This window comes from Clostridium omnivorum, from assembly GCF_026012015.1.
In the GTDB taxonomy this organism is placed as follows: domain Bacteria; phylum Bacillota; class Clostridia; order Clostridiales; family Clostridiaceae; genus Clostridium_AX; species Clostridium_AX omnivorum.
In genome coordinates this window covers 1,358,918-1,382,991 of sequence record NZ_BRXR01000001.1, presented here as the reverse complement: position 1 = coordinate 1,382,991, position 24,074 = coordinate 1,358,918, and the positions used below count along the sequence as shown (strand labels likewise).

Sequence of the window (24,074 nt, the reverse complement as noted above, 5' to 3'; positions counted from 1 at the left end):
GTGAGAAACGTTTTTGTTGATGGATACAATGTAATAAACAGCTGGCCGGAGCTCAAGAAAATTAAAAATTACAATCTTGACTCTGCCAGGCAGGCATTAATTGAAAGTCTGCAAAATTATGCAGCTTTTAAAGGGTATAAAGTGTTTGTAGTATTTGATGCCCACTTAGTTCCTGGCAGTATAGAAAAAAAAGAACGCATCAGTGAAAATGTTATGGTAGTTTTCACTAAAGAGGGTGCAACCGCAGATAGTTTTATCGAAAAAGCAGTAAATAATGTGGGAAGAAAAATAGAAGTATGTGTTGTTACTTCAGACTCTCTAGAACAGCAATTGGCATTTCAAAGAGGTGCTATAAGAATGTCTTCGCTAGAATTTTATCATGAGGTAAAAGATGCAGAACAAAGAATAAGGGTCAATACTCGGAAGAAATATTCTGAAAAAAGACATGCATTAGAGGATAGAATTGAAAGAGAAGTTTTGGAAAAGCTAGAAGAAATACGTAGAAGTCGTTGAAATGCCTTGACTTAAAATTTACTTATAATGTATAATCAGATGTGTGGCGGATATTTGCTGTGGAGGGGATATTTTGGAAAAATGTGCAAGTTCTGTTAAAAAAAGTTACGAATTTGAATATAAACTAGATGAAGAAATCGTTATCGAAGCAAAAAAAGGAAATGTTAGAGCTCAGGAGTATTTAATTAATAAATACCAAAATTTTGTTAAAGCAAAGGCTAAATCTTACTTTCTTATAGGCGCAGATAAAGAAGATATTTACCAAGAGGGTATGATAGGGCTTTACAAGGCTATTAGAGATTTTAAGCCAGATAAGTTAGCCTCATTTAAAGCTTTTGCAGAATTATGTGTTACAAGACAAATTATTACAGCTATTAAGACAGCTACACGCCAAAAACATATTCCATTAAACACTTATATATCACTTAATAAGCCAATTTATGATGAAGAATCTGATAGAACGCTTATTGATATATTATCTGAAGCAAAAGTATCTGACCCAGAGGAATTGGTTATAAGTAGAGAAGAACTAAGTCATATTGAAAGTGAAATTGGGGAAATCTTGTCAGACCTGGAACTAGAAGTGCTATCTTCTTACTTGGATGGCAAATCATATCAAGAGATAGCTTGTGACTTAAATAGACATGCTAAATCCATTGATAATGCGCTTCAAAGGGTAAAAAGAAAATTAGAAAAAAGTTTGAGTTCCAAGTAAATACATATTGACAAAAATATATGCTTAGAGTAAAATTAATAATCGATACGAATTCCCTAGATTACGTTGCGGGTGTAACTCAATGGCAGAGTGCTAGCTTCCCAAGCTAGTTACGAGGGTTCGATTCCCTTCACCCGCTCCAAAGTAAAAATTGCCCATATAGCTCAGTCGGTAGAGCGTCACCTTGGTAAGGTGGAGGTCACCAGTTCAATCCTGGTTATGGGCTCCATTTTATACATAATAAATACAACACACCAGGGTAAGTGTATTTGAAAAAAATACATAAATTCATACTCAAAAGGAGGAAAAGAAAAATGGCAAAGGCAAAATTTGAAAGAAATAAGCCTCACGTAAATATTGGAACAATAGGACACGTAGACCACGGTAAGACAACATTAACAGCAGCAATAACAACAGTATTATCCAAGAAGGGATATGCACAAGCAACAAACTATGCAGAAATAGATAAGGCACCAGAGGAAAGAGAAAGAGGAATCACAATCAACACAGCACACGTTGAATATCAAACAGATAACAGACACTATGCACACGTTGACTGTCCAGGACACGCTGACTATGTTAAGAACATGATAACAGGAGCAGCACAAATGGATGGAGCTATACTAGTTGTATCAGCAGCAGATGGTCCAATGCCACAAACAAGAGAGCACATACTACTAGCATCAAGAGTTGGTGTTGACTATATAGTAGTATTCTTAAATAAGGCAGATATGGTAGACGATCCAGAATTACTAGAATTAGTTGAAATGGAAGTAAGAGAGCTATTAAGCGAGTACAACTTCCCAGGAGATGATATTCCAATAATAACAGGATCAGCACTAAAAGCATTAGAAAATCCAGAAGATGCAGAAGCAACAAAGTGCATAGCTGAATTAATGGATGCAGTAGATAGCTATATACCAACTCCAGAAAGAGCAACAGATAAGCCATTCCTAATGCCAGTAGAAGATGTATTCACAATTACTGGAAGAGGAACAGTTGCAACAGGAAGAGTTGAAAGAGGAATACTTCACGTAGGAGACGAAGTAGAAGTAGTAGGACTAAGTGAAGAAAAGAAGAAGACAGTAGTAACTGGAGTAGAAATGTTCAGAAAGCTACTTGACGAAGCACAAGCAGGAGATAACATAGGAGCTCTATTAAGAGGAATCCAAAGAACAGAAATCGAAAGAGGTCAAGTACTATCAAAACCAGGATCAGTACATCCACACAAGAAGTTCGTAGGTCAAGTATACGTACTTAAGAAAGAAGAAGGCGGAAGACATACACCATTCTTCGATGGATACAGACCACAATTCTATTTCAGAACAACAGACGTTACAGGATCAATCAAACTACCAGATGGAATGGAAATGGTAATGCCTGGAGACCACATCGATATGAACGTTGAGTTAATAACTCAAGTAGCTATGGATGAAGGACTAAGATTCGCTATAAGAGAAGGCGGAAGAACAGTTGGTTCAGGAGTTGTTACTTCTATAATAGAATAATTTATAAATGGGACTGGGTTTCTAGACCTAGTCCTTTTAAAAGTCTTTTGATAAAAAAATTGCCTTTGGTAGAAATTACAGCTAACCGAAAAGGTTAATTTTGTTGACAGAACTGTCAAGTTGTGATAAATTATTTAGGTGATTTAAGAAGAATAAGAATACGCGAAGGCGATCTTATATTTGTTATGTTAAGCTAAAGCCGGGAGGTGTAGATTGTGAGAGTTAAGGTTATTTTAGCATGCACAGATTGTAAACAAAGAAACTACAACACTATGAAGAACAAGAAGAATGACCCAGATAGATTAGAAATGAAGAAATATTGCAAGTTCTGCCACAAACATACAACTCATAGAGAAACAAAATAACATAGAGACACATTAAATATTTTTAAGGATGTGAATAAAATGGCTGTTAACGGCAACGTAAATGAGGTAAAACAACCTGCCGGAAAAACTAACGCTATAGTTAAATTCTTTAGGGAAATTAAAGCAGAATTAAAAAGGATGACTTGGGCATCCAAGAATGATGTAAAAAAAGCGATAGCAGCTGTAGTAACTTTCTGTGTTATTTATATTGTATTAGTTGGAGTATTTGACTATGGTTTCAATAACCTCTTTAATAAATTGATCTTTAAGTAGAGGTGAAAAAGGAGGTAGGGGTCACGGTTAAGTCCGTCCCTTAGATGTATGGCAGAGAGAGCTAGATGGTATGTGGTACATACATACTCGGGTTATGAAAATAAAGTAAAAGCTAACTTGGAGAAGACTATTGATAATAGAAATCTTCACCATCTAATTCATGATGTTCAAGTTCCTATGGAAGAACAAGTGGAAATAAAAGATGGAAAGAAAAAAGTTACTTTGAAAAAGATTTTCCCAGGATATGTATTAGTAAAAATGATAATGAATGATGATTCTTGGTATGTGGTTAGAAACACAAGAGGCGTAACTGGCTTCGTTGGACCTGGATCAAAACCTGTAGCACTTACCGATGATGAGGTTAATAATATGGGTATACAAGATAAGCCTGTAGAAATAGACCTTGAGGTAGGCGAAAGCGTTAAGGTTGTATCAGGACCATTAGAAAACTTTGTGGCTCTAATTCAAGAAATTAATACTGAGAAACACAAACTTAAAGCTTTAGTTAACATGTTTGGCAGGGAAACTCCTGTTGAACTTGATTTTAACCAAATAGAAAAACTAGATTAATTGCTTATAAGACGTAAGTCTTCATAAGTGGGAGGACGATAAGTCCGCATTACCACAATATAGGAGGTGTAAACTCATGGCAAAGAAAGTAGTAGGAATGATTAAACTTCAACTTCCTGCAGGAAAAGCAACTCCAGCACCACCAGTTGGACCAGCACTAGGACAACACGGTGTTAACATCATGGGATTTTGTAAGGAATTTAATGCAAAGACAGCAAATCAAGCAGGTCTTATAATCCCAGTAGTTATTACAGTATACCAAGATAGATCCTTTAGTTTCATACTAAAGACTCCACCAGCTGCAGTATTATTAAAGAAGGCTTGTGGAATTGAAAGTGGATCAGGTGTACCTAATAAGACTAAAGTTGCTAAGGTTTCAAAGGCTAAGGTTAGAGAAATCGCAGAATTGAAGATGCCAGATTTAAATGCAGGATCAGTAGAAGCTGCAATGAGCATGGTTGCTGGAACTGCAAGAAGCATGGGTATAGTAGTAGAAGACTAATTGAAATCGGTGGGAGGTAAAAACCGTTATTACCACAAAGGAGGATTAGCAAAATGGCAAAACAGGGAAAAAATTACCTAGAAAGTGCAAAGCTTGTTGATAAAAGCGCTTTATATACAGTTGCTGAAGCTATGGAGCTTTCTGTAAAGACTTCAAAAGCTAAGTTTGATGAAACAATCGAATTAGCTGTAAGACTTGGTGTTGACCCAAGACACGCAGACCAACAAGTAAGAGGAGCTGTAGTTCTTCCTCATGGTACTGGTAAGTCTGTTAAAGTTTTAGTTTTCGCAAAAGGCGAAAAGGCTAAAGAAGCAGAAGCTGCAGGAGCAGAATATGTTGGAGCAGAAGAATTAGTTAGCAAAATCCAAGGTGAAAACTGGTTCGATTTTGATGTAGTTGTTGCAACTCCAGATATGATGGGTGTTGTTGGTAGATTAGGTAGAGTACTTGGACCTAAGGGATTAATGCCAAACCCAAAATCAGGAACAGTAACATTTGATGTTACTAGAGCAATTGCTGAAATTAAAGCAGGTAAAGTTGAATATAGAGTTGACAAAACTGCTATAGTTCACGTTCCACTAGGAAAGAAATCCTTTGGAGCTGAAAAGTTAGCTGATAACTATAAGAGTATGATGGAAGCTATAGTAAAGGCTAAACCAGCAGCTGCTAAGGGACAATATATTAAGTCTGTGTCAATATCCAGCACAATGGGACCTGGTATAAAAATTAATCCAGCTAAAGTGTTAGATTAATATTGACAGACAGATTTAATTCTGATAAAATTTAAAAGGTTGATAAGTAAATACTCCGTAGACAGTAGGTGCAAAAGCATAACGGTTAACCAACCTACCGAGGGTTCCAATAGATAATGATATCTAGGTCTCTCCGCGTCTACAGGAGAGGCCTTTAGTTTTTATACAGCAGATTTAATCTGTGAGGAGGTGGACACAAAGTGATAAACAAGAATAGACAACTTAAGGAAGCAAAAGTAGCAGAAATAAGAGAAAAGCTAGAAAAAGCTCAAGGTGTTGTTTTTTCACAATATCAAGGCTTAACAGTTGAAGAAGATACAGAATTAAGAAAGAAGCTTAGAGAAGCAGGAGTAGAATATAAAGTTTACAAAAATACTTTAACTACACTTGCGGCAAAAGAGCTAGGTCTAGACGGAGTAGTATCATACTTAGAAGGACCAGTTTCTGTAGCATTCGGATATGAAGATGCAACTGCTCCAGCAAGAGTACTTAATGACTTTGCTAAAACTCATAAGAAATTAGAGTTAAAGGCTGGTATTGTTGATGGAACTATATATAACTCAGAAGAAGTTGCAAAACTTGCGAGCATACCTTCAAGAGAAGTTCTTATTGCTCAACTTCTTGGAAGCTTCAAAGCTCCATTATCAAATCTTGCATACTTATTAAATGCAATCAAAGAAAAGAAAGAATCAGCTGAACAGGCTTAATAAATAATAATTTGCGGAGGTGCTTTTTAAAATGACAAGAGAAGAAATTATTCAAGCTATAAAAGAAATGACTGTATTAGAATTAAATGATTTAGTAAAGGCTTGCGAAGAAGAATTCGGAGTTAGTGCTGCTGCTCCAGTTGCTGCTGCAGGTGCTGTAGCTGCTGCTCCAGCTGCTGAAGAAAAGACTGAATTCGATGTAGTATTAACTGCTGCAGGCGCTGAAAAGATAAAGGTTATAAAAGTTGTTAGAGAGTTAACTGGTCTTGGCTTAAAGGAAGCTAAAGAAGTAGTTGACGGAGCTCCTAAGACATTAAAAGAAGGCGTAAGCAAAGAAGATGCTGAAAACATAAAAGCTAAACTTGCTGAAGTTGGAGCTACTGTAGAAATAAAGTAAATTTATTTTAAGAGCATAAAGGAGGCACTTTATTGAGTGCCTCCTTTAAAATTTTATTACAAATTTTATCCTTAATTATATTTATATTGACTTATTGATCAAATTATGATAACATAATTAATTGCATTGATTACTAAGTGTATAACCAGAATTTAGATGAATAATTTTATAAATTTGAATTATTTTTACAAAATAGGTTATACTAATATGATGATAACGTGTGTGAAATCCAGAAACACAAAGTCCTAGGGGATAGTGTGTGTTTTTGGTTATTTTTAGTTTATACAAGGGGTGATAGTATATGGTACATCCTGTCCAAGTTGGTAAAAGAACAAGAATGAGCTTTTCCAAGATCAAAGAAGTGGCAGATATGCCAAACCTAATTGAGGTTCAATTAGATTCCTATCAATGGTTTTTGGATGAAGGACTGCAAGAAGTTTTTGACGACATCAATCCAATAGCTGACTATACTGGCAATCTTGTTCTAGAGTTTGTTGGATATAAACTTGATATGGATAACATCAAGTACTCTGTAGAAGAGTGCAAAGAAAGAGACGCCACATATGCAGCACCACTGAAGGTTAAAGTAAGGCTGCTAAACAAGGAAACAGGAGAAGTCAAGGAACAAGAAGTATTTATGGGAGACTTCCCGCTTATGACAGAACAAGGTACCTTTGTTATTAATGGTGCAGAAAGAGTTATCGTAAGTCAGTTGGTTAGATCACCTGGAGTATACTACAGTTATACAGTAGACAAAACAGGTAAGAAGCTTTACTCATCGACTGTAATACCAAACAGAGGTGCATGGTTAGAATATGAAACAGATTCTAACGATGTAATATATGTAAGAATTGATAAGACTAGAAAACTGCCAATAACTATATTAGCAAGAGCAATGGGCTATGGCAGTGACACCGAAATAGTTAACTTCTTTGGAGAAGACGAAAGATTAAAAGCTACAATTGAGAAGGACAACACTAAAACTAGGGAAGAGGGTCTTCTTGAAATATACAAGAGACTAAGACCAGGAGAACCTCCAACTGTAGATAGTGCCATATCACTAATCGACTCATTATTCTTTGACGCTAAGAGATACGACTTATCAAGAGTTGGTAGATATAAATTCAACAAGAAGTTGGCACTTAACTTAAGAATTACTAACCAAATTGCTGCAATGGATTTGGTTCACCCAATGACTGGTGAAATTCTAGTACAAAAGGGTGAAAAGATTGATAGAGAAAAGGCATACGAAATTCAGGATGCCGGTATAAATGCTGTAGATATCCAAGTTGAGGATAAAGTAGTAAGAGTAATAGGAAATCACTTTGTTAAATTAAACAAAGTTGTAGACTTTAATGTAGATGATTTAAACATAAGAGAACTTGTTCATTATCCAACATTAAGAGAAATCCTTGACAACTACAGTGATGAAAAGACAATTAAAGAAGAAATAAAGAAGAATATTCATAGATTGATACCAAAACACATAATCAGAGACGACATTTACGCTACAATAAGCTATGAGTTAGGCTTAACTTATGCGGTTGGTCATGTTGATGATATTGACCACTTAGGTAACAGAAGGCTTAGATCTGTAGGTGAATTATTACAAAATCAATTTAGAATAGGACTATCCAGAATGGAAAGAGTAGTCAAGGAAAGAATGACTATTCAGGACCAAGAAGTAATAACACCACAGGCACTTATAAATATAAGACCTGTAGCAGCAGCTATAAAAGAATTCTTTGGAAGCTCACAGCTTTCTCAGTTCATGGACCAGACAAATCCACTTTCAGAATTAACACATAAGAGAAGACTATCAGCTTTAGGACCTGGAGGTTTGTCAAGAGAAAGAGCTGGCTTTGAGGTTAGAGACGTTCACCACTCCCACTTTGGAAGAATGTGTCCTATAGAAACACCAGAAGGTCCGAACATAGGTCTTATAAACTCTTTAGCTACATATGCAAGGGTTAACGAATATGGATTCATAGAAAGCCCATATAGAGTGGTTGATAAAAAGGCTGGAAAGGTTACTAATGAAATAGTATATCTTACTGCAAATGAAGAAGATGAATTCCTTGTATGTCAGGCTACTGAGCCTCTTGATGAAGAAGGTAGATTCATTGACAAGAAGATAAATGTAAGGTCAAAGGAAGATGTATTAATTGTTCCTAGAGAAGATGTTGATTTAATGGATATATCTCCAAGACAATTAGTTTCTGTTGCAACAGCTATGATACCATTCCTAGAAAATGACGACGCATCTCGTGCACTTATGGGATCAAACATGCAACGTCAAGCTGTTCCACTTTTAAAGGCGGAGGCTCCAGTAGTAGGTACAGGTATAGAATATAAAGCAGCTGTTGATTCAGGAGTACTTCCAAAGGCTAAAAATGCAGGTGTTGTAAGCTATGTTAGTGCAAATGAAATAAGAGTTAGAAGAGATTCTGACGGTGGCACAGATAGCTACAAGCTTCTTAAGTTTAAGAGATCCAACCAAGGTACATGTATAAATCAAAAACCAATAGTTTCTAAAGGTGAAATAGTTGAAATTGGTACTGTTCTAGCAGATGGACCATCAACTGATCTTGGAGAAATTGCATTAGGTAAGAACATACTTATAGGATTTATTACTTGGGAAGGATATAACTACGAAGATGCTATGCTAATCTCAGAAAAGCTAGTAGCTAATGACGTGTTTACTTCTATTCACATTGAAGAATATGAAGCAGAAGCAAGAGATACTAAGCTTGGACCAGAAGAGATTACTAGAGATATACCAAATGTCGGAGAAGATGCACTTAAAGATATAGATGAAAGAGGAATTATAAGAATCGGTGCTGAAGTTCGTTCAGGGGATATACTTGTAGGAAAGGTAACTCCTAAAGGAGAAACTGAGCTAACTGCAGAAGAAAGATTACTTAGAGCAATATTTGGCGAAAAAGCTAGAGAAGTTAGAGATACATCACTGAGGGTTCCTCATGGTGAAGCAGGTATCATCGTAGACGTAAAGGTATTTACAAGAGAAAATGGTGATGAGCTTCCTCCAGGAGTAAATAAATTAGTAAGATGTTATATAGCTCAAAAGAGAAAGATATCCGTTGGAGACAAGATGGCAGGAAGACACGGTAACAAAGGTGTTATCTCAAGAATACTGCCTGAAGAAGATATGCCATTCTTACCAGATGGTAGACCACTTCAAATATGCTTAAATCCTCTAGGAGTTCCTTCTCGTATGAATATTGGTCAGGTTCTAGAAGTTCATCTTGGATGGGCAGCAAGCAATATGGGATGGCATGTAGCTACACCTGTTTTCGAAGGAGCTTCAGATGATGATATAAAAGACTACCTTGAAAAAGCAGGCTATAATGGTGATGGTAAAACATGGCTTTATGACGGAAGAACTGGTGAACCATTTGAAAACAGAGTTACTGTTGGATATATGTATATCTTGAAACTTGCCCACTTGGTAGATGACAAGATACACGCTCGTTCAACTGGACCATATTCATTAGTTACTCAACAGCCACTAGGTGGTAAGGCACAATTTGGTGGTCAAAGATTTGGAGAGATGGAAGTTTGGGCCCTAGAAGCATACGGCTCAGCGTACACTCTACAAGAAATACTAACTGTTAAATCAGACGACGTAGTTGGTAGAGTTAAAACCTACGAAGCTATCGTTAAGGGTGAAAATATACCAGAACCTGGAGTACCAGAATCATTCAAGGTTCTTATTAAAGAATTACAAGCTCTATGTCTAGACGTTAAGGTACTTAATGATAATAATCAAGAAGTTAAACTTAAAGAGTCAGTAGAAGAAGAGCTTGAAGAATTAGATGTTAACATTGAAGGTACAGAAGATTTCGTACCACCAGCTCCGAGTGAAGATTATCCAGAAGTAGAAGAGGAATTGGAAGAGGAAGTAGAATTAGATTATGATGAACTCCCTCTAGAAGATTTCAATGAAGATTTAGAACTAGATGATTTTAACGATGAGCACTAATATGAAGGGAGGATGTACCCTTGTTTGAATTAGATAATTTTGATGCCATACAGATAGGATTAGCTTCTCCAGAACAGATAAGAGAATGGTCAAGAGGTGAAGTTAAGAAACCAGAAACAATAAACTATAGAACTTTAAAACCAGAAAGAGATGGTCTATTCTGTGAAAGAATATTTGGACCTATAAAAGACTGGGAATGTCACTGCGGTAAGTATAAGAGAGTAAGATATAAAGGTATAGTCTGCGACAGATGCGGAGTAGAAGTTACAAAGTCTAAGGTTAGACGTGAGAGAATGGGGCATATTGAACTTGCTGCCCCTGTATCTCATATTTGGTACTTCAAGGGAATTCCATCACGTATGGGATTAATACTTGATATGTCTCCAAGGGCTCTAGAAAAAATACTATATTTTGCATCCTATGTAGTTCTAGATCCAAAAGAAACACCATTATTAAAGAAGCAGCTTTTAAACGAGAAAGAATATAGAGAAGCTGTTGATAAATATGGTGAAGAAAGCTTTGCAGCAAGCATGGGAGCAGAAGCTATAAAGAAACTTCTTCATGAAATTGATTTAGAGCAATCTTCAGTTGATTTAAAGTCTGAATTGAAAACTAGCAGTGGACAAAAGAGAATACGAATAATTAGAAGACTTGAAGTAATTGAATCATTTAGAAAATCAGGTAATAAACCTGAATGGATGGTAATAGATGTTATTCCAGTAATCCCTCCAGATTTAAGACCAATGGTTCAACTTGATGGAGGCAGATTTGCCACATCTGATTTAAATGATCTTTACAGAAGAGTTATAAACAGAAACAATAGATTGAAAAAATTATTGGATTTAGGTGCACCAGACATAATTGTTAGAAATGAAAAGAGAATGCTTCAAGAAGCCGTAGATGCACTTATAGATAATGGAAGAAGAGGAAGACCAGTTACTGGTCCTGGAAACAGACCTCTTAAGTCTTTATCAGATATGCTTAAAGGAAAGCAAGGAAGATTTAGACAAAACCTTCTTGGAAAACGTGTTGACTACTCAGGACGTTCAGTTATCGTTGTAGGACCTGAATTAAAGATGTATCAATGTGGTCTTCCAAGAGAAATGGCACTAGAGCTATTTAAGCCTTTTGTAATGAAGAGACTTGTAGAAACAGGAATAGCTCATAATATAAAAAGTGCTAAGAGAATGGTAGAAAGAGTTCAGACTGAAGTATGGGATGTACTTGAAGAAGTAATTCAACATCATCCAGTATTATTAAATCGTGCTCCTACTCTACACAGATTAGGTATTCAGGCATTCCAGCCAGTACTTGTTGAAGGAAGAGCAATAAAACTTCATCCACTAGTATGTACTGCATATAATGCTGACTTTGATGGTGACCAAATGGCTGTTCACGTACCATTGTCTGTAGAAGCTCAAGCTGAAGCTAGATTTTTAATGCTTGCAGCAAATAATATACTAAAGCCATCTGATGGTAAACCAGTTTGTGTACCTACACAGGATATGGTTTTAGGTTCATATTACTTAACTATTGATAAAGATGGTGCAAAGGGCGAAGGTAGAGCCTTCTCTTCACCAGATGAAGCTTTATTAGCTTATCAAACAGGTGAAATCGACCTTCATTCCAAGGTTAAGATTAAGATGACCAAGGAAGTAAATGGTGAAAAGAGAAGTGGAATAATAGACACAACAATTGGTAAGGTTATATTCAATGAATCTATTCCTCAAGATTTGGGATTTGTTGATAGGAGCATACCAGAAAATGAATTCAAGCTTGAGATAGATTTCCTTGTAAGTAAGAAAAACCTTGGAAAGATAATAGATAAGTGCTATATGAAGTATGGAACTAGTGAAACTTCAATAATGCTTGATAATATTAAGGCTAAAGGATACCATTATTCCTCTGTAGGAGCTATTACTGTTGCTACTTCAGATATGGTAGTGCCGGAAGCTAAGAAAACTCTTCTTGCAGAAACAGATGCAGCTGTAGATAAAATAGAGAAAATGTTCAGAAGAGGATTTATTTCAGAAGAAGAAAGATATGAAAGAGTTATTGATAAATGGACTAAGACTACAGAGGATGTAGCTGATGCTCTTATGGATAGCTTGGACAAATTTAACCCAATATTCATGATGGCTGACTCTGGAGCCAGAGGTTCAAAATCACAGATTAAACAGCTTGCTGGTATGAGAGGACTTATGGCAAATCCTTCAGGTAAGATTATAGAGCTTCCTATAACAGCATCCTTTAAAGAAGGTCTTGACGTATTACAATATTTTATTTCTACACATGGTGCTAGAAAGGGTAATGCGGATACTGCACTTAAGACTGCTGACTCAGGATATCTTACTAGAAGACTTGTTGACGTAAGTCAGGACGTTATAGTAAGATCAGAAGATTGTGGAGCTACAGAAGGTTATACAGTAAGTGAAATAAAAGAGGGAAATGAAGTTATTGAAACTCTTAGAGAGAGACTTACTGGAAGGTATCCTGCAGAGGATATAAAAGATCCTTCAACTGGTGAGATAATAGTACCAAGAGATACCTACATTGATGCTATTATGGCCGAAGCTGTAGAAAAGGCTGGAGTAAAGAAGGTTAATATTAGATCCGTATTTACTTGTAAAGCAAAATTTGGTGTTTGTGCAAAGTGCTATGGTATGAATATGGCTACTGCAAAGAAAATTAATATCGGAGAAGCAGTTGGAATTGTTGCAGCACAATCAATTGGTGAACCTGGTACTCAGCTTACTATGAGAACATTCCACACAGGAGGAGTTGCTGGAGCCGATATAACACAAGGTCTTCCAAGAGTTGAGGAATTATTTGAAGCTAGAAAGCCAAAAGGACTTGCAATTGTTACTGAAGTTCCAGGAACTGTAAGAGTTGAAGAGACTAAGAAGAAGAGAATAGTATTTATTACTACTGAATCTGGCGAAGAAAATAGCTATGATATTCCATTTGGTTCAAGATTAAAAGTAAGCTCAGGCGATGTAATAGGAGCAGGAGATGAGATTACTGAAGGTTCAGTAAATCCTCATGATATATTAAGAATCAAGGGAGTAAATGGTGTTAAGAACTATCTTCTTTCAGAAGTTCAGAAAGTTTACAGACTACAAGGTGTTGATATAAATGATAAGCACTTAGAGGTTGTAGTAAGGCAGATGACAAGAAAGATTAAGATAGAGGAATCTGGAGATACAGATATGCTTCCAGGTACACTAGTTGACATCTTTGATTACAATGAAGAAAATGAAAGAGTTGAAGCTGAAGGTGGTAAGCCAGCTGAAGGTAAAGTAGCCCTTTTAGGAATAACCAAAGCTGCCTTAGCAACTGACTCCTTCTTGTCAGCAGCCTCATTCCAAGAAACAACAAGAGTATTAACTGATGCAGCAATTAAGGGTAAGATAGATCCTCTTGTTGGATTAAAGGAAAATGTACTTATCGGTAAGTTAATTCCAGCTGGTACTGGTATGACAAGATACAGATCAATAAAGATTAGTACAGAAGCAGATAAAGAAGAAGTAGAAGCTGCAAGTGAAGTTCAAGCATAGAATTTAATTTATTGACATACTACAACATAAATGATAAAATACAACTTGTGTGATTTTATAGAGACAATGCTTTTTAGTATTGTCTCTGTGAATGTCACGTTTCAAGGAGGCTATGTTATGGTTGACAGACTCGCTGGCAAAAAGGTAGTAGGCGTAAAGCAAAGTGCCAAGGCCATTAAAAGCGGAGAAGGCAAAACTGCGTATATTGCTAAAGATGCCGATTCAAAGTTGGTTGACCCTGTAAAGCAGCTAGCTGAAGAAAATTCCTTGGAAATTGTATATGTTAATACAATGAAAGAACTAGGAAAGCTTTGCGGCATTGAAGTTGGGGCTGCAACAGCGGTAGTCCTAAATGATTAATCGAGGAATTATTTAATTCATATACAGCAAAAATAAAGAGGAGGTGTAAATATGCCAACTATTAGCCAATTAGTAAGAAAAGGAAGAAAGACAGCTGTAAGCAAATCTACTGCACCAGCACTTAAAGAGTGCCCACAAAAGAGAGGTGTTTGTACTGTAGTTAAAACAACTACTCCTAAGAAGCCAAACTCAGCGCTTAGAAAAATTGCCAGAGTTAGACTTACAAACGGAATAGAAGTTACTGCATACATTCCAGGTGTAGGCCACAACTTACAAGAGCACAGTGTTGTTCTAATAAGAGGTGGAAGAGTAAAAGACCTTCCAGGTGTTAGATACCATATAGTTAGAGGAGCATTAGACTCAGCTGGAGTAGCTAACAGATTACAAAGTAGGTCAAAATACGGTGCTAAGAAACCAAAACAAAAATAGTTTTGTGATCGGTGCGATGTCTTCAGCATTTATATAGATTATATTTTTTCTATTATAAAATTTGGTGAAGTACTGAGCGCTTTGCGGTATTAATTACCGAGTACCTATGAACTTAAATATGAATGTTAAGGAGGGAAGAAAAGTGCCAAGAAAAGGATATATAGCAAAAAGAGATGTACTACCAGATCCAGTTTATGGAAGTAAGGTGGTAACTAAATTGATAAACAACATTATGGAAGATGGTAAGAAGGGTGTAGCTCAAAAGGTTGCATACGATGCCTTCGAAATAATTGCTGAAAGAACTGGAAAAGACGCTATGGAAGTTTTTGAAGCAGCTATGAACAACATAATGCCATTATTAGAAGTAAAAGCAAGAAGAATAGGTGGAGCTACTTACCAAGTGCCTATGGAAGTTAGAGCAGAAAGAAGACAGACCTTAGGAATAAGATGGCTTTTAGATGCAACTAAAAAAAGAGGCGAAAAGTACATGAAGCTTCAACTTGCTGGAGAGCTAATGGATGCTGCAAACAATACTGGAGCAGCTGTTAAGAAGAGAGAAGATACTCATAAGATGGCTGAAGCTAATAAGGCTTTTGCTCATTACAGATATTAATATAAAAACTGTTTTGGCTTTGCCAAAACAGTTTTGTCAAATTTGAAATTTGATTGTTGAGAGGAGGAAAAACATGGCTAGACAATTTCCATTAGAAAAGTTCCGTAATATAGGAATAATGGCACACATAGATGCTGGAAAAACTACAACTACGGAACGTATATTATTCTATACAGGAAAAACTCATAAAATTGGAGAAGTTCATGAAGGCGCAGCAACTATGGACTGGATGGTTCAAGAACAAGAAAGAGGTATAACAATTACTTCTGCTGCTACAACTGCTCAATGGAAGGGTTATGCAGTAAATATCATTGACACACCTGGACACGTAGACTTCACAGTTGAAGTTGAAAGATCATTAAGAGTACTTGACGGTGCTGTTACAGTACTTGATGCTAAGAGTGGTGTTGAGCCTCAAACTGAAACTGTTTGGAGACAGGCAGACAAATATGGAGTACCAAGAATGGTATATGTAAACAAGATGGACGCTACAGGTGCTGACTTTTATCACTGTGTAAACACACTTAGAGAAAGATTAAAGGCTAATGCAGTTCCAATACAAATACCAATTGGTCAAGAAGCAGAATTTGTTGGTATGGTTGATTTAATTAAGATGGTAGCTATACTACATAAGAATGACCTTGGTACAGAAATAGAGATTACTGAAATCCCAGCTGAACTTAAAGATAAAGCTGAAGAATTCAGAACAGCATTAATTGAAGCACTTGCTGATTTAGATGAAGAAATAACAATGAAGTATCTTGAGGGTGAAGAAGTTACTGAAGAAGAAATTCACAGAGCTATTAGAAATGCTACTATAGCAAATCAAATGGTTCCAGTTATTTGTGGTTCTTCATACAAGAACAAAGGTGTTCAAGAAATGCTTGATGCAGTTGTTGAATACATGCCATCACCACTCGATATAGCAGCTGTTACAGGAACTGTTCCTGATAGCGGAGAAGAAGTTACTAGACCTGCAGATGACAATGCACCAATGGCGGCATTAGCATTTAAAATAGCTACTGACCCATTCGTTGGAAGACTTGCATTTACAAGAGTTTACTCAGGTATAATGGTAAGTGGTACTTATGTACTTAACTCCACAAAGGGCAAGAAGGAAAGAATAGGAAGGCTTGTTAGAATGCATGCTAACCACAGAGAAGACGTTGAAGAATTGCGTGCAGGAGATTTAGGAGCCATAGTTGGACTTAAAGAAACAACAACTGGAGATACTCTTTGTGCAGAAAATAGCCCAGTTATACTTGAAAAAATGGAATTCCCAGATCCAGTTATAGACGTAGCTATTGAGCCTAAGACTAAAGCTGGTCAAGAAAAGATGGGTATAGCACTTGCTAAACTTGCAGAAGAAGATCCAACTTTTAGAACTCACACTGATCAAGAAACTGGTCAAACAATTATTTCTGGTATGGGTGAGCTTCACCTTGAAATAATAGTTGACAGACTTACAAGAGAGTTTAAGGTTGAGTGTAATGTTGGTAAGCCACAAGTTGCTTACAAAGAAACAATTAGAAAGCCTATTAAAGCTGAAGGTAAATTTGTTAGACAGTCTGGTGGACGTGGACAATACGGTCACTGCTGGATAGAAATGATGCCAACAGAAGGTGAATATGAATTTGAAAATGCTATAGTTGGAGGAGCTATTCCAAAAGAATATATATCCCCAATCGACAATGGTATTCAAGAAGCTTCACAAAGTGGTATACTTGGTGGATATCCAGTTATTAACTTCAAAGTTAAACTAGTTGATGGTTCATACCATGATGTTGACTCATCAGAAATGGCCTTCAAGATAGCTGGTTCTATGGCATTCAAAAATGCAATGGCTAAAGCTGATCCAGTACTTCTAGAACCAATGATGAAGGTTGAAGTTACTGTACCAGAAGAATACATGGGAGACGTTATGGGTGACATAAACTCCAGAAGAGGAAGAATTGAAGGTATGGAAGCAAGACATGGTGCTCAAATCATCAGATCTTTTGTTCCACTTTCAGAAATGTTTGGATACGCTACTACTCTTAGATCAAGAACTCAAGGTAGAGGAGTTTACTCCATGACTTTTGATCACTATGAAGAAGTTCCAAAGAGTATCCAAGAACAAATAGTTACAAGCAGAAAAGATGCTTAATTTAAAATTCAAAAATATAGATTAAAATTTATTTATTATAAATTTATATTACGGGTTTAATAGTAAGGAGGAAAAGAAAAATGGCAAAGGCAAAATTTGAAAGAAATAAGCCTCACGTAAATATTGGAACAATAGGACACGTAGACCACGGTAAGACAACATTAACAGCAGCAATAACAACAGTATTATCCAAGAAGGGATATGCACAAGCAACAAACTATGCGGAAATAGATAAGGCACCAGAGGAAAGAGAAAGAGGAATCACAATCAACACAGCACACGTTGAATATCAAACAGATAACAGACACTATGCACACGTTGACTGTCCAGGACACGCTGACTATGTTAAGAACATGATAACAGGAGCAGCACAAATGGATGGAGCTATACTAGTTGTATCAGCAGCAGATGGTCCAATGCCACAAACAAGAGAGCACATACTACTAGCATCAAGAGTTGGTGTTGACTATATAGTAGTATTCTTAAATAAGGCAGATATGGTAGACGATCCAGAATTACTAGAATTAGTTGAAATGGAAGTAAGAGAGCTATTAAGCGAGTACAACTTCCCAGGAGATGATATTCCAATAATAACAGGATCAGCACTAAAAGCATTAGAAAATCCAGAAGATGCAGAAGCAACAAAGTGCATAGCTGAATTAATGGATGCAGTAGATAGCTATATACCAACTCCAGAAAGAGCAACAGATAAGCCATTCCTAATGCCAGTAGAAGATGTATTCACAATTACTGGAAGAGGAACAGTTGCAACAGGAAGAGTTGAAAGAGGAATACTTCACGTAGGAGACGAAGTAGAAGTAGTAGGACTAAGTGAAGAAAAGAAGAAGACAGTAGTAACTGGAGTAGAAATGTTCAGAAAGCTACTTGACGAAGCACAAGCAGGAGATAACATAGGAGCTCTATTAAGAGGAATCCAAAGAACAGAAATCGAAAGAGGTCAAGTACTATCAAAACCAGGATCAGTACATCCACACAAGAAGTTCGTAGGTCAAGTATACGTACTTAAGAAAGAAGAAGGCGGAAGACATACACCATTCTTCGATGGATACAGACCACAATTCTATTTCAGAACAACAGACGTTACAGGATCAATCAAACTACCAGATGGAATGGAAATGGTAATGCCTGGAGACCACATCGATATGAACGTTGAGTTAATAACTCAAGTAGCTATGGATGAAGGACTAAGATTCGCTATAAGAGAAGGCGGAAGAACAGTTGGTTCAGGAGTTGTTACTTCTATAATAGAATAATTTATAGTAAGTAAATTAACCGCAAACTAAATGTATGTATAATGAAGAAGTAGGGGACGCCCTACTTCTTTTATGTATTGAAAAGTATTATAAATACCACCTTGAAAATATAACTTGACATTGTCATTACTTAATATTAAAATCCTATAAGATAGTAATGATTAATTTTAAAAAAGTCGTTATGATTAATTAAAAGAAGATAGGTCAAGAATATAGTCGTACATAAAAAAATACTTGTCAAAATATAAAAATTAGTGTATACTAAAATAGTTGTGAAGTTATAACAGCGATGAGGCAAGAGGTGGCCGGACTTCCGGGGAATTCTTTGCTGAGTAAGCTATGGTCGTGAACCAGGCGACGGGGATTATGTATGTCCGTTGTTGCGTTTTAAAATATGCAACACCCGGAACAGTTTACAGAATGTCCGCTGTTGTGCGTGAGAAGTAAAGCGTGCGATGAAAAGGAGGGAAAGTAAATGGCAAAACAAAAAATTAGAATCAGATTAAAGGCATTTGATCACAACATACTTGATCAATCTGCTGAGAAGATTGTTGAAACTGCTAAGAGTACAGGAGCAAAGGTTGCTGGTCCAGTGCCACTACCAACTGAGAAGGATGTTATAACAATTCTAAGAGCTCCACATAAGTACAAAGATTCAAGAGAGCAGTTCGAAATAAGAACTCACAAGAGACTAATTGATATCATTAGCCCATCACCAAAAACTGTTGATGCTCTAATGAGACTAGACCTGCCAGCAGGTGTTGACATCGAAATAAAACTATAATAGTAATAGATAACTATTACGAACTATTATGATCGCTTGCGCGATCCGCTAATACGTTGAGGAGGTGTAACCAATATGAAAAAAGCTATACTAGGCAAAAAGCTAGGTATGACTCAAATATTTGACGAAAACGGAAAGATAGTTCCAGTTACTGTAGTTGAAGCTGGACCATGTGTAGTTGTTCAAAAGAAAACTACAGAGAAAGATGGTTATGACGCAATCCAAGTTGGATTCGGAGATATAAGAGAAAAGTTAGTTAATAAGCCAATGAAAGGACAATTTGCTAAAGCTGGTGTTTCTCTTAAGAGATTCGTAAGAGAATTTAGACTAGAAAATGCAAGTGAATTTCAAGTTGGTCAAGAAATAAAAGCTGACGTTTTCGCTGCAGGTGAAAAAGTTGACGTTTCCGGAATATCCAAAGGTAAGGGATTCCAAGGAACAATAAAGAGATGGAACGCTCACAGAGGACCTGAAACTCACGGTTCCAAGTTCCATAGAGCAGTTGGTTCAATGGGAGGATCATCTGACCCATCAAGAACATTTAAAAACAAGAAGTTACCAGGACATATGGGAAATGTTAATACAACAGTATTAAATCTTCAAGTTGTTAAGGTAATGCCTGAAAAGAACATAATATTAATAAAAGGCGGAGTACCAGGGCCAAACAAAGGTTTCGTTGTAATAAGAAACACTGTTAAAGCTTAAGTTCTGAAGGAAAGGAGGATACAGAATGCCTACAGTAGGATTATTTAATAAAGAAGGTCAAAAAGTTGGAGATGTTCAATTAGCTGAAAGCGTATTTGCAGCTCCAATAAATACAGATGCAATGCACCAAGTAGTTGTTGCATTACTAGCAAATAAGAGACAAGGAACTCAATCTGCTAAAACTAGAGCAGAAGTTTCTGGTGGTGGAATAAAGCCATGGAGACAAAAGGGAACAGGAAGAGCAAGACAAGGTTCAACTAGATCCCCACAATGGATTCACGGTGGTATAGTATTTGCACCAAAGCCAAGAGACTATAGACAATCAATTCCTAAGACTATGAGAAGAGTTGCAATGAAATCAGCTCTTTCATCAAAAGTTGCAGATAACAATGTAATAGTAGTTGAGAGCTTAGAATTAAGTGCTCCAAAGACTAAGGAAATAGTTGCAATGTTAAATGCTTTTGAAGCAAAGAAAACATTAATTGTTACTGCTGAATCAAATGAAAATGTATTTAAATCAGCAAGAAACATAGAGGGAGTAACTGTACTTCCAGTAAACAACCTAAATGTTTACGACATATTAAAGTATGAAAAGTTCATCGTAACTAAAGATGCTGTATCTAAAATTGAGGAGGTGTATGCATAATGAAGCTAACTAACTTTGATATAATCAGAAGACCTGTTATAACTGAAAAAAGTATGGCTTCCATGGCAGAAAAGAAATACACCTTCATAGTTGATATTCATGTTAATAAAACTCAAGTAAAGAAAGCTGTAGAAGAAGTTTTCGGAGTTAAAGTTGATGATGTAAAAACTATGAGAGTTATAGGAAAGACTAAAAGAGTGGGCGTACACGTAGGTAAGAGACCTGATTACAAGAAGGCTGTTGTTAAACTAACTGAAGATAGTAAGACAATAGAATTCTTCGAAGGAATGTAATATAAAGCAATAAAGCGGTATTGGCTTGTGGGCCAGAGAAGCTAAAAAAAGGAGGGAATTTAGATGGCAGTTAAGAAGTTCAATCCTACCACTCCTTCAAGAAGAAATATGACTATGCCAACATTTGAAGAAGTAACTACAAATGAACCAGAGAAGTCTCTTCTTGTTGACTTGAAGAAGTCAGGTGGTAGAAACAATCAAGGTAAAATAACTGTTAGACATCACGGTGGTGGTGCAAAACAAAAATATAGAATAATAGACTTTAAGAGAAATAAGGATGGTATCGCAGCTAAAGTTGCAACTATCGAGTATGATCCAAACAGATCAGCTTATATTGCTCTTGTTGTATATGCAGATGGAGAAAAGAGATATGTATTAGCTCCAGTTGGATTAAAAGTTGGAGACGTAGTTGTATCTGGACCAGATGCTGATATAAAAGTAGGAAATGCTCTTCCAATTAAGAATATACCTGTAGGTACAGTTATTCACAACGTAGAACTTACAGCAGGTAAGGGAGGCCAATTAGTAAGAAGTGCTGGTGCTTCTGCTCAATTAATGGCTAAGGAAGGCGATTATGCTACACTAAGATTACCAAGTGGTGAAATGAGAATGGTAAGAATCGAGTGTAGAGCTACAATAGGAACTGTTTCAAACTTAACTCATGAAATAGTTAACTTAGGTAAGGCTGGAAGAAAGAGAAACATGGGATGGAGACCAACTGTAAGAGGATCTGTAATGAATCCTAATGACCACCCACACGGAGGTGGAGAAGGTAAATCTCCTATCGGACATCCAGGACCACTTACTCCATGGGGTAAACCAGCTCTTGGCTATAAGACAAGAAAGCATAAGAAGTACTCCGATAGATTAATCGTTAAGAAGAGAAACGCAAAATAGTTAGAAGAGAATTTTAAATTCTCTTCCTAAACTATTATTCAAGTTAAGTGAAGGGAGGACGACAAGGTGAGTAGATCAATAAAAAAAGGACCTTTTGTTCAAGAAGCATTACTTAAGAAAATCAACGAAATGAATAAAGCTGGTGAGAAGAAAGTTGTTAAGACTTGGTCAAGAAGCTCAACTATTTTCCCACAAATGATCGGTCATACAATCGCTGTTCATGATGGAAGAAAGCACGTTCCAGTATATGTTAGTGAAGATATGGTTGGACACAAACTAGGTGAATTTGTTCTTACAAGAACATTTAAGGGTCACGTTGACAGAACTGAAAAGAAATCAGGATTAAGATAGACTTAGGAAGGAGGTTACTGACAATGGAAGCTAAGGCTATAGCAAGATATATAAGAATGTCACCAATGAAAGTTGGGATAGTTCTTGATTTAATAAGAGATAAGAATGTAAATGAGGCTTTTGCTATATTACAATACACTCCAAAAGATGCGGCTCAAGTTGTATATAAAGTTTTAAAGTCAGCAGTTGCTAATGCTGAAAATAACTTGAATTTAGATGTAGCGAGATTGTATGTAAGTGAAGCACATGTGGGTCAAGGACCAACATTAAAGAGATACAGACCACATGCTCAAGGTAGAGCATTCCATATAAAGAAGAGAACTAGCCACATTACTCTAGTTGTAAAGGAAAGAGCATAAAAGGAGGGATATATAGTGGGACAAAAAGTACATCCACACGGTCTAAGAGTTGGCGTAATTAAAGATTGGGATGCTAAATGGTTTGCTGACAATAAGAACTTCGCTGACTATTTAGTTGAAGATAACATGATAAGAGAATATGTGAAGAAGAGATTATTCACTTCCGGAATTGCTAAGGTAGAAATCGAAAGAGCAGCTAAGAGAATAAAATTAAACATATTTACTGCTAAACCAGGTATGGTTATTGGTAAAGGTGGTTCAGGAATAGAGACTCTTAAGAAAGAACTTATAAATTTAGTAGGAGATAAAAACATCCTAATAAACATAGTTGAAGTTAAAAATGTTGAAGCTAATGCACAATTAATGGCTGAGAACATTGCTCAACAGCTTGAAAAGAGAATTTCCTTCAGAAGAGCTATGAAGCAGACAATCCAAAGAGCTATGAAGTCTGGCGCTAAGGGTGTTAAGACTGAATGTTCAGGAAGATTAGGTGGAGCTGAAATAGCAAGATCTGAAAGATATCACGAAGGAACAATTCCACTACAAACTTTAAGAGCTGATATCGATTATGGATTTGCTGAAGCAGATACAACTTACGGAAAGATCGGAGTAAAGGTTTGGTTATATAGAGGAGAAGTTCTTCCAACTAAGAAAGTAGTTAAAAAGGAAGAAGCAAACGCATAAGGAAGGAGGAAACAGACTATGTTAATGCCTAAAAGAGTTAAACATAGAAAGACTCAACGCGGCAGAATGAGAGGTAAAGCTACCAGAGGTAACTTTATAGCTTACGGAGACTTTGCTCTTCAAGCTACTGAGCCAGGCTGGATTACTAGCAATCAAATAGAAGCTGCGAGAATTGCAATAAATAGATATATAAAAAGAGGAGGAAAGCTTTGGATAAAGGTTTTCCCAGATAAACCAGTTTCAAAGAAACCTGCTGAAACTCGTATGGGTTCCGGTAAAGGAGCACCAGAATTTTGGGTAGCAGTCGTTAAACCAGGAAGAGTGTTATTTGAATTATCAGGGGTTAATGAAGAAGTTGCAAGAGAAGCAATGAGACTTGCATCACACAAGCTTCCAGTATCAACAAAGTTTGTTACTAGAAGAGATTTTGAAGAAGTGGGTGGTGAAGTAAATGAAGGCTAGAGACTTAAGTGATTTAAGAGAAAATACACCACAAGAGCTAACTGAAAAATTAAATGGTCTAAAGTCTGAGTTGTTCAATTTAAGATTCCAGCTAGCTACAGGTCAACTTGAAAATCCAATGAGAATTAGAGAAGTAAAGAAATCTATAGCCCAGATTAAAACCATCCTTAGGGAAGAAGAACTAAGGGGAATTAAGCAGTAAGCTGAAA

27 protein-coding genes, 2 tRNA genes and 1 other annotated feature are annotated in these 24,074 nt (G+C 36.5%); all 29 genes read left to right on the top strand.

All coding sequences use genetic code 11. The features are described from left to right. A complete protein-coding gene (locus tag bsdE14_RS06340) occupies positions 1-513 on the top strand; it encodes an NYN domain-containing protein (protein WP_264849111.1) in 513 nt (170 codons plus the stop codon). A gap of 73 nt (positions 514-586) precedes the next feature. Continuing rightward, the gene (sigH, locus tag bsdE14_RS06335) at positions 587-1,228 is read left to right on the top strand and encodes an RNA polymerase sporulation sigma factor SigH (RefSeq protein WP_264849110.1); all 642 of its coding nucleotides are present in this window, start codon (positions 587-589) and stop codon (positions 1,226-1,228) included. Between the two features lie 68 nt (positions 1,229-1,296). Further along, positions 1,297-1,370 (top strand) — tRNA-Gly (locus bsdE14_RS06330). Positions 1,371-1,381: 11 nt separating this feature from the next. Next, positions 1,382-1,457: transfer RNA gene (locus bsdE14_RS06325), tRNA-Thr, on the top strand. 85 nt (positions 1,458-1,542) lie between these two features. Then, positions 1,543-2,736 (top strand): elongation factor Tu, encoded by a 1,194-nt coding sequence (gene tuf / locus bsdE14_RS06320; protein ID WP_264849097.1) that lies wholly within the window; start codon positions 1,543-1,545, stop codon positions 2,734-2,736. A gap of 215 nt (positions 2,737-2,951) precedes the next feature. Continuing rightward, a complete protein-coding gene (gene rpmG / locus bsdE14_RS06315) occupies positions 2,952-3,101 on the top strand; it encodes a 50S ribosomal protein L33 (RefSeq protein WP_264849109.1) in 150 nt (49 codons plus the stop codon). Positions 3,102-3,140: 39 nt separating this feature from the next. Next, positions 3,141-3,374 (top strand): preprotein translocase subunit SecE, encoded by a 234-nt coding sequence (secE, locus tag bsdE14_RS06310; RefSeq protein WP_264849108.1) that lies wholly within the window; start codon positions 3,141-3,143, stop codon positions 3,372-3,374. Between the two features lie 48 nt (positions 3,375-3,422). Continuing rightward, the gene (gene nusG / locus bsdE14_RS06305) at positions 3,423-3,944 is read left to right on the top strand and encodes a transcription termination/antitermination protein NusG (protein WP_264849107.1); all 522 of its coding nucleotides are present in this window, start codon (positions 3,423-3,425) and stop codon (positions 3,942-3,944) included. A gap of 76 nt (positions 3,945-4,020) precedes the next feature. Then, a complete protein-coding gene (gene rplK, locus bsdE14_RS06300) occupies positions 4,021-4,446 on the top strand; it encodes a 50S ribosomal protein L11 (protein ID WP_264849106.1) in 426 nt (141 codons plus the stop codon). 53 nt (positions 4,447-4,499) lie between these two features. Continuing rightward, entirely contained in the window at positions 4,500-5,198 is a 699-nt protein-coding gene (gene rplA, locus bsdE14_RS06295; RefSeq protein ID WP_264849105.1) for a 50S ribosomal protein L1, read from the top strand. A gap of 37 nt (positions 5,199-5,235) precedes the next feature. After that, positions 5,236-5,366, top strand: a sequence feature (ribosomal protein L10 leader region). A 35-nt stretch (positions 5,367-5,401) separates the two neighbouring features. Further along, entirely contained in the window at positions 5,402-5,905 is a 504-nt protein-coding gene (gene rplJ / locus bsdE14_RS06290; RefSeq protein ID WP_264852231.1) for a 50S ribosomal protein L10, read from the top strand. Between the two features lie 31 nt (positions 5,906-5,936). Then, entirely contained in the window at positions 5,937-6,302 is a 366-nt protein-coding gene (rplL, locus tag bsdE14_RS06285) for a 50S ribosomal protein L7/L12 (RefSeq protein ID WP_264849104.1), read from the top strand. A 301-nt stretch (positions 6,303-6,603) separates the two neighbouring features. Then, positions 6,604-10,305, top strand: a complete 3,702-nt coding sequence (gene rpoB / locus bsdE14_RS06280; RefSeq protein WP_264849103.1) for a DNA-directed RNA polymerase subunit beta — start codon at positions 6,604-6,606, stop codon at positions 10,303-10,305. Positions 10,306-10,325: 20 nt separating this feature from the next. Continuing rightward, positions 10,326-13,862, top strand: a complete 3,537-nt coding sequence (gene rpoC, locus bsdE14_RS06275) for a DNA-directed RNA polymerase subunit beta' (protein ID WP_264849102.1) — start codon at positions 10,326-10,328, stop codon at positions 13,860-13,862. A 117-nt stretch (positions 13,863-13,979) separates the two neighbouring features. Continuing rightward, on the top strand, positions 13,980-14,222 hold the full coding sequence (locus bsdE14_RS06270; protein WP_264849101.1) for a ribosomal L7Ae/L30e/S12e/Gadd45 family protein: 243 nt from the start codon (positions 13,980-13,982) through the stop codon (positions 14,220-14,222). Positions 14,223-14,273: 51 nt separating this feature from the next. Then, positions 14,274-14,651, top strand: coding sequence for a 30S ribosomal protein S12 (rpsL, locus tag bsdE14_RS06265; RefSeq protein ID WP_264849100.1), 378 nt, complete (start codon positions 14,274-14,276; stop codon positions 14,649-14,651). 142 nt (positions 14,652-14,793) lie between these two features. Beyond that, positions 14,794-15,264, top strand: a complete 471-nt coding sequence (gene rpsG / locus bsdE14_RS06260; RefSeq protein WP_264849099.1) for a 30S ribosomal protein S7 — start codon at positions 14,794-14,796, stop codon at positions 15,262-15,264. Between the two features lie 73 nt (positions 15,265-15,337). Continuing rightward, complete coding sequence (fusA, locus tag bsdE14_RS06255; RefSeq protein WP_264849098.1) at positions 15,338-17,410, top strand: elongation factor G; 2,073 nt, start codon at positions 15,338-15,340, stop codon at positions 17,408-17,410. Between the two features lie 80 nt (positions 17,411-17,490). Beyond that, complete coding sequence (gene tuf, locus bsdE14_RS06250) at positions 17,491-18,684, top strand: elongation factor Tu (protein WP_264849097.1); 1,194 nt, start codon at positions 17,491-17,493, stop codon at positions 18,682-18,684. Between the two features lie 475 nt (positions 18,685-19,159). After that, entirely contained in the window at positions 19,160-19,468 is a 309-nt protein-coding gene (rpsJ, locus tag bsdE14_RS06245) for a 30S ribosomal protein S10 (protein ID WP_252131656.1), read from the top strand. Between the two features lie 75 nt (positions 19,469-19,543). Beyond that, positions 19,544-20,173, top strand: a complete 630-nt coding sequence (gene rplC / locus bsdE14_RS06240; RefSeq protein ID WP_264849096.1) for a 50S ribosomal protein L3 — start codon at positions 19,544-19,546, stop codon at positions 20,171-20,173. A gap of 25 nt (positions 20,174-20,198) precedes the next feature. Then, the gene (rplD, locus tag bsdE14_RS06235) at positions 20,199-20,819 is read left to right on the top strand and encodes a 50S ribosomal protein L4 (protein ID WP_264849095.1); all 621 of its coding nucleotides are present in this window, start codon (positions 20,199-20,201) and stop codon (positions 20,817-20,819) included. Continuing rightward, positions 20,819-21,112: a 50S ribosomal protein L23 gene (gene rplW, locus bsdE14_RS06230; RefSeq protein WP_264849094.1), complete on the top strand. Its 294-nt coding sequence runs from the start codon at positions 20,819-20,821 to the stop codon at positions 21,110-21,112. The genes rplD and rplW overlap by 1 nt, the downstream gene beginning before the upstream one ends. Before the next feature lie 63 nt (positions 21,113-21,175). Next, entirely contained in the window at positions 21,176-22,009 is an 834-nt protein-coding gene (rplB, locus tag bsdE14_RS06225) for a 50S ribosomal protein L2 (protein WP_264849093.1), read from the top strand. 66 nt (positions 22,010-22,075) lie between these two features. Beyond that, a complete protein-coding gene (gene rpsS, locus bsdE14_RS06220) occupies positions 22,076-22,360 on the top strand; it encodes a 30S ribosomal protein S19 (RefSeq protein ID WP_264849092.1) in 285 nt (94 codons plus the stop codon). Between the two features lie 23 nt (positions 22,361-22,383). Continuing rightward, on the top strand, positions 22,384-22,719 hold the full coding sequence (gene rplV / locus bsdE14_RS06215; protein ID WP_264849091.1) for a 50S ribosomal protein L22: 336 nt from the start codon (positions 22,384-22,386) through the stop codon (positions 22,717-22,719). Positions 22,720-22,734: 15 nt separating this feature from the next. Then, positions 22,735-23,403 (top strand): 30S ribosomal protein S3, encoded by a 669-nt coding sequence (rpsC, locus tag bsdE14_RS06210; RefSeq protein ID WP_264849090.1) that lies wholly within the window; start codon positions 22,735-22,737, stop codon positions 23,401-23,403. Positions 23,404-23,421: 18 nt separating this feature from the next. Then, positions 23,422-23,865 (top strand): 50S ribosomal protein L16, encoded by a 444-nt coding sequence (gene rplP, locus bsdE14_RS06205; RefSeq protein ID WP_264849089.1) that lies wholly within the window; start codon positions 23,422-23,424, stop codon positions 23,863-23,865. Further along, positions 23,855-24,067, top strand: coding sequence for a 50S ribosomal protein L29 (rpmC, locus tag bsdE14_RS06200; protein ID WP_264849088.1), 213 nt, complete (start codon positions 23,855-23,857; stop codon positions 24,065-24,067). The genes rplP and rpmC overlap by 11 nt, the downstream gene beginning before the upstream one ends. Positions 24,068-24,074 lie beyond the last annotated feature (7 nt).

What these genes read in the sequence shown, in the direction of transcription:
- fusA (WP_264849098.1), top strand. Translation starts at nt 15,338, where the DNA reads ATGGCTAGACAATTTCCATTAGAAAAGTTCCGTAATATAGGAATAATG.
- rplL (WP_264849104.1), top strand. Translation starts at nt 5,937, where the DNA reads ATGACAAGAGAAGAAATTATTCAAGCTATAAAAGAAATGACTGTATTA.
- rplD (WP_264849095.1), top strand. Translation starts at nt 20,199, where the DNA reads ATGCCTACAGTAGGATTATTTAATAAAGAAGGTCAAAAAGTTGGAGAT.
- rplC (WP_264849096.1), top strand. Translation starts at nt 19,544, where the DNA reads ATGAAAAAAGCTATACTAGGCAAAAAGCTAGGTATGACTCAAATATTT.
- rplK (WP_264849106.1), top strand. Translation starts at nt 4,021, where the DNA reads ATGGCAAAGAAAGTAGTAGGAATGATTAAACTTCAACTTCCTGCAGGA.
- rpsL (WP_264849100.1), top strand. Translation starts at nt 14,274, where the DNA reads ATGCCAACTATTAGCCAATTAGTAAGAAAAGGAAGAAAGACAGCTGTA.
- rplB (WP_264849093.1), top strand. Translation starts at nt 21,176, where the DNA reads ATGGCAGTTAAGAAGTTCAATCCTACCACTCCTTCAAGAAGAAATATG.
- rplA (WP_264849105.1), top strand. Translation starts at nt 4,500, where the DNA reads ATGGCAAAACAGGGAAAAAATTACCTAGAAAGTGCAAAGCTTGTTGAT.
- rplV (WP_264849091.1), top strand. Translation starts at nt 22,384, where the DNA reads ATGGAAGCTAAGGCTATAGCAAGATATATAAGAATGTCACCAATGAAA.
- rpsJ (WP_252131656.1), top strand. Translation starts at nt 19,160, where the DNA reads ATGGCAAAACAAAAAATTAGAATCAGATTAAAGGCATTTGATCACAAC.
- rpmC (WP_264849088.1), top strand. Translation starts at nt 23,855, where the DNA reads ATGAAGGCTAGAGACTTAAGTGATTTAAGAGAAAATACACCACAAGAG.
- rplW (WP_264849094.1), top strand. Translation starts at nt 20,819, where the DNA reads ATGAAGCTAACTAACTTTGATATAATCAGAAGACCTGTTATAACTGAA.
- tuf (WP_264849097.1), top strand. Translation starts at nt 1,543, where the DNA reads ATGGCAAAGGCAAAATTTGAAAGAAATAAGCCTCACGTAAATATTGGA.
- bsdE14_RS06270 (WP_264849101.1), top strand. Translation starts at nt 13,980, where the DNA reads ATGGTTGACAGACTCGCTGGCAAAAAGGTAGTAGGCGTAAAGCAAAGT.
- nusG (WP_264849107.1), top strand. Translation starts at nt 3,423, where the DNA reads ATGGCAGAGAGAGCTAGATGGTATGTGGTACATACATACTCGGGTTAT.
- rpoB (WP_264849103.1), top strand. Translation starts at nt 6,604, where the DNA reads ATGGTACATCCTGTCCAAGTTGGTAAAAGAACAAGAATGAGCTTTTCC.
- rplP (WP_264849089.1), top strand. Translation starts at nt 23,422, where the DNA reads ATGTTAATGCCTAAAAGAGTTAAACATAGAAAGACTCAACGCGGCAGA.
- tuf (WP_264849097.1), top strand. Translation starts at nt 17,491, where the DNA reads ATGGCAAAGGCAAAATTTGAAAGAAATAAGCCTCACGTAAATATTGGA.
- secE (WP_264849108.1), top strand. Translation starts at nt 3,141, where the DNA reads ATGGCTGTTAACGGCAACGTAAATGAGGTAAAACAACCTGCCGGAAAA.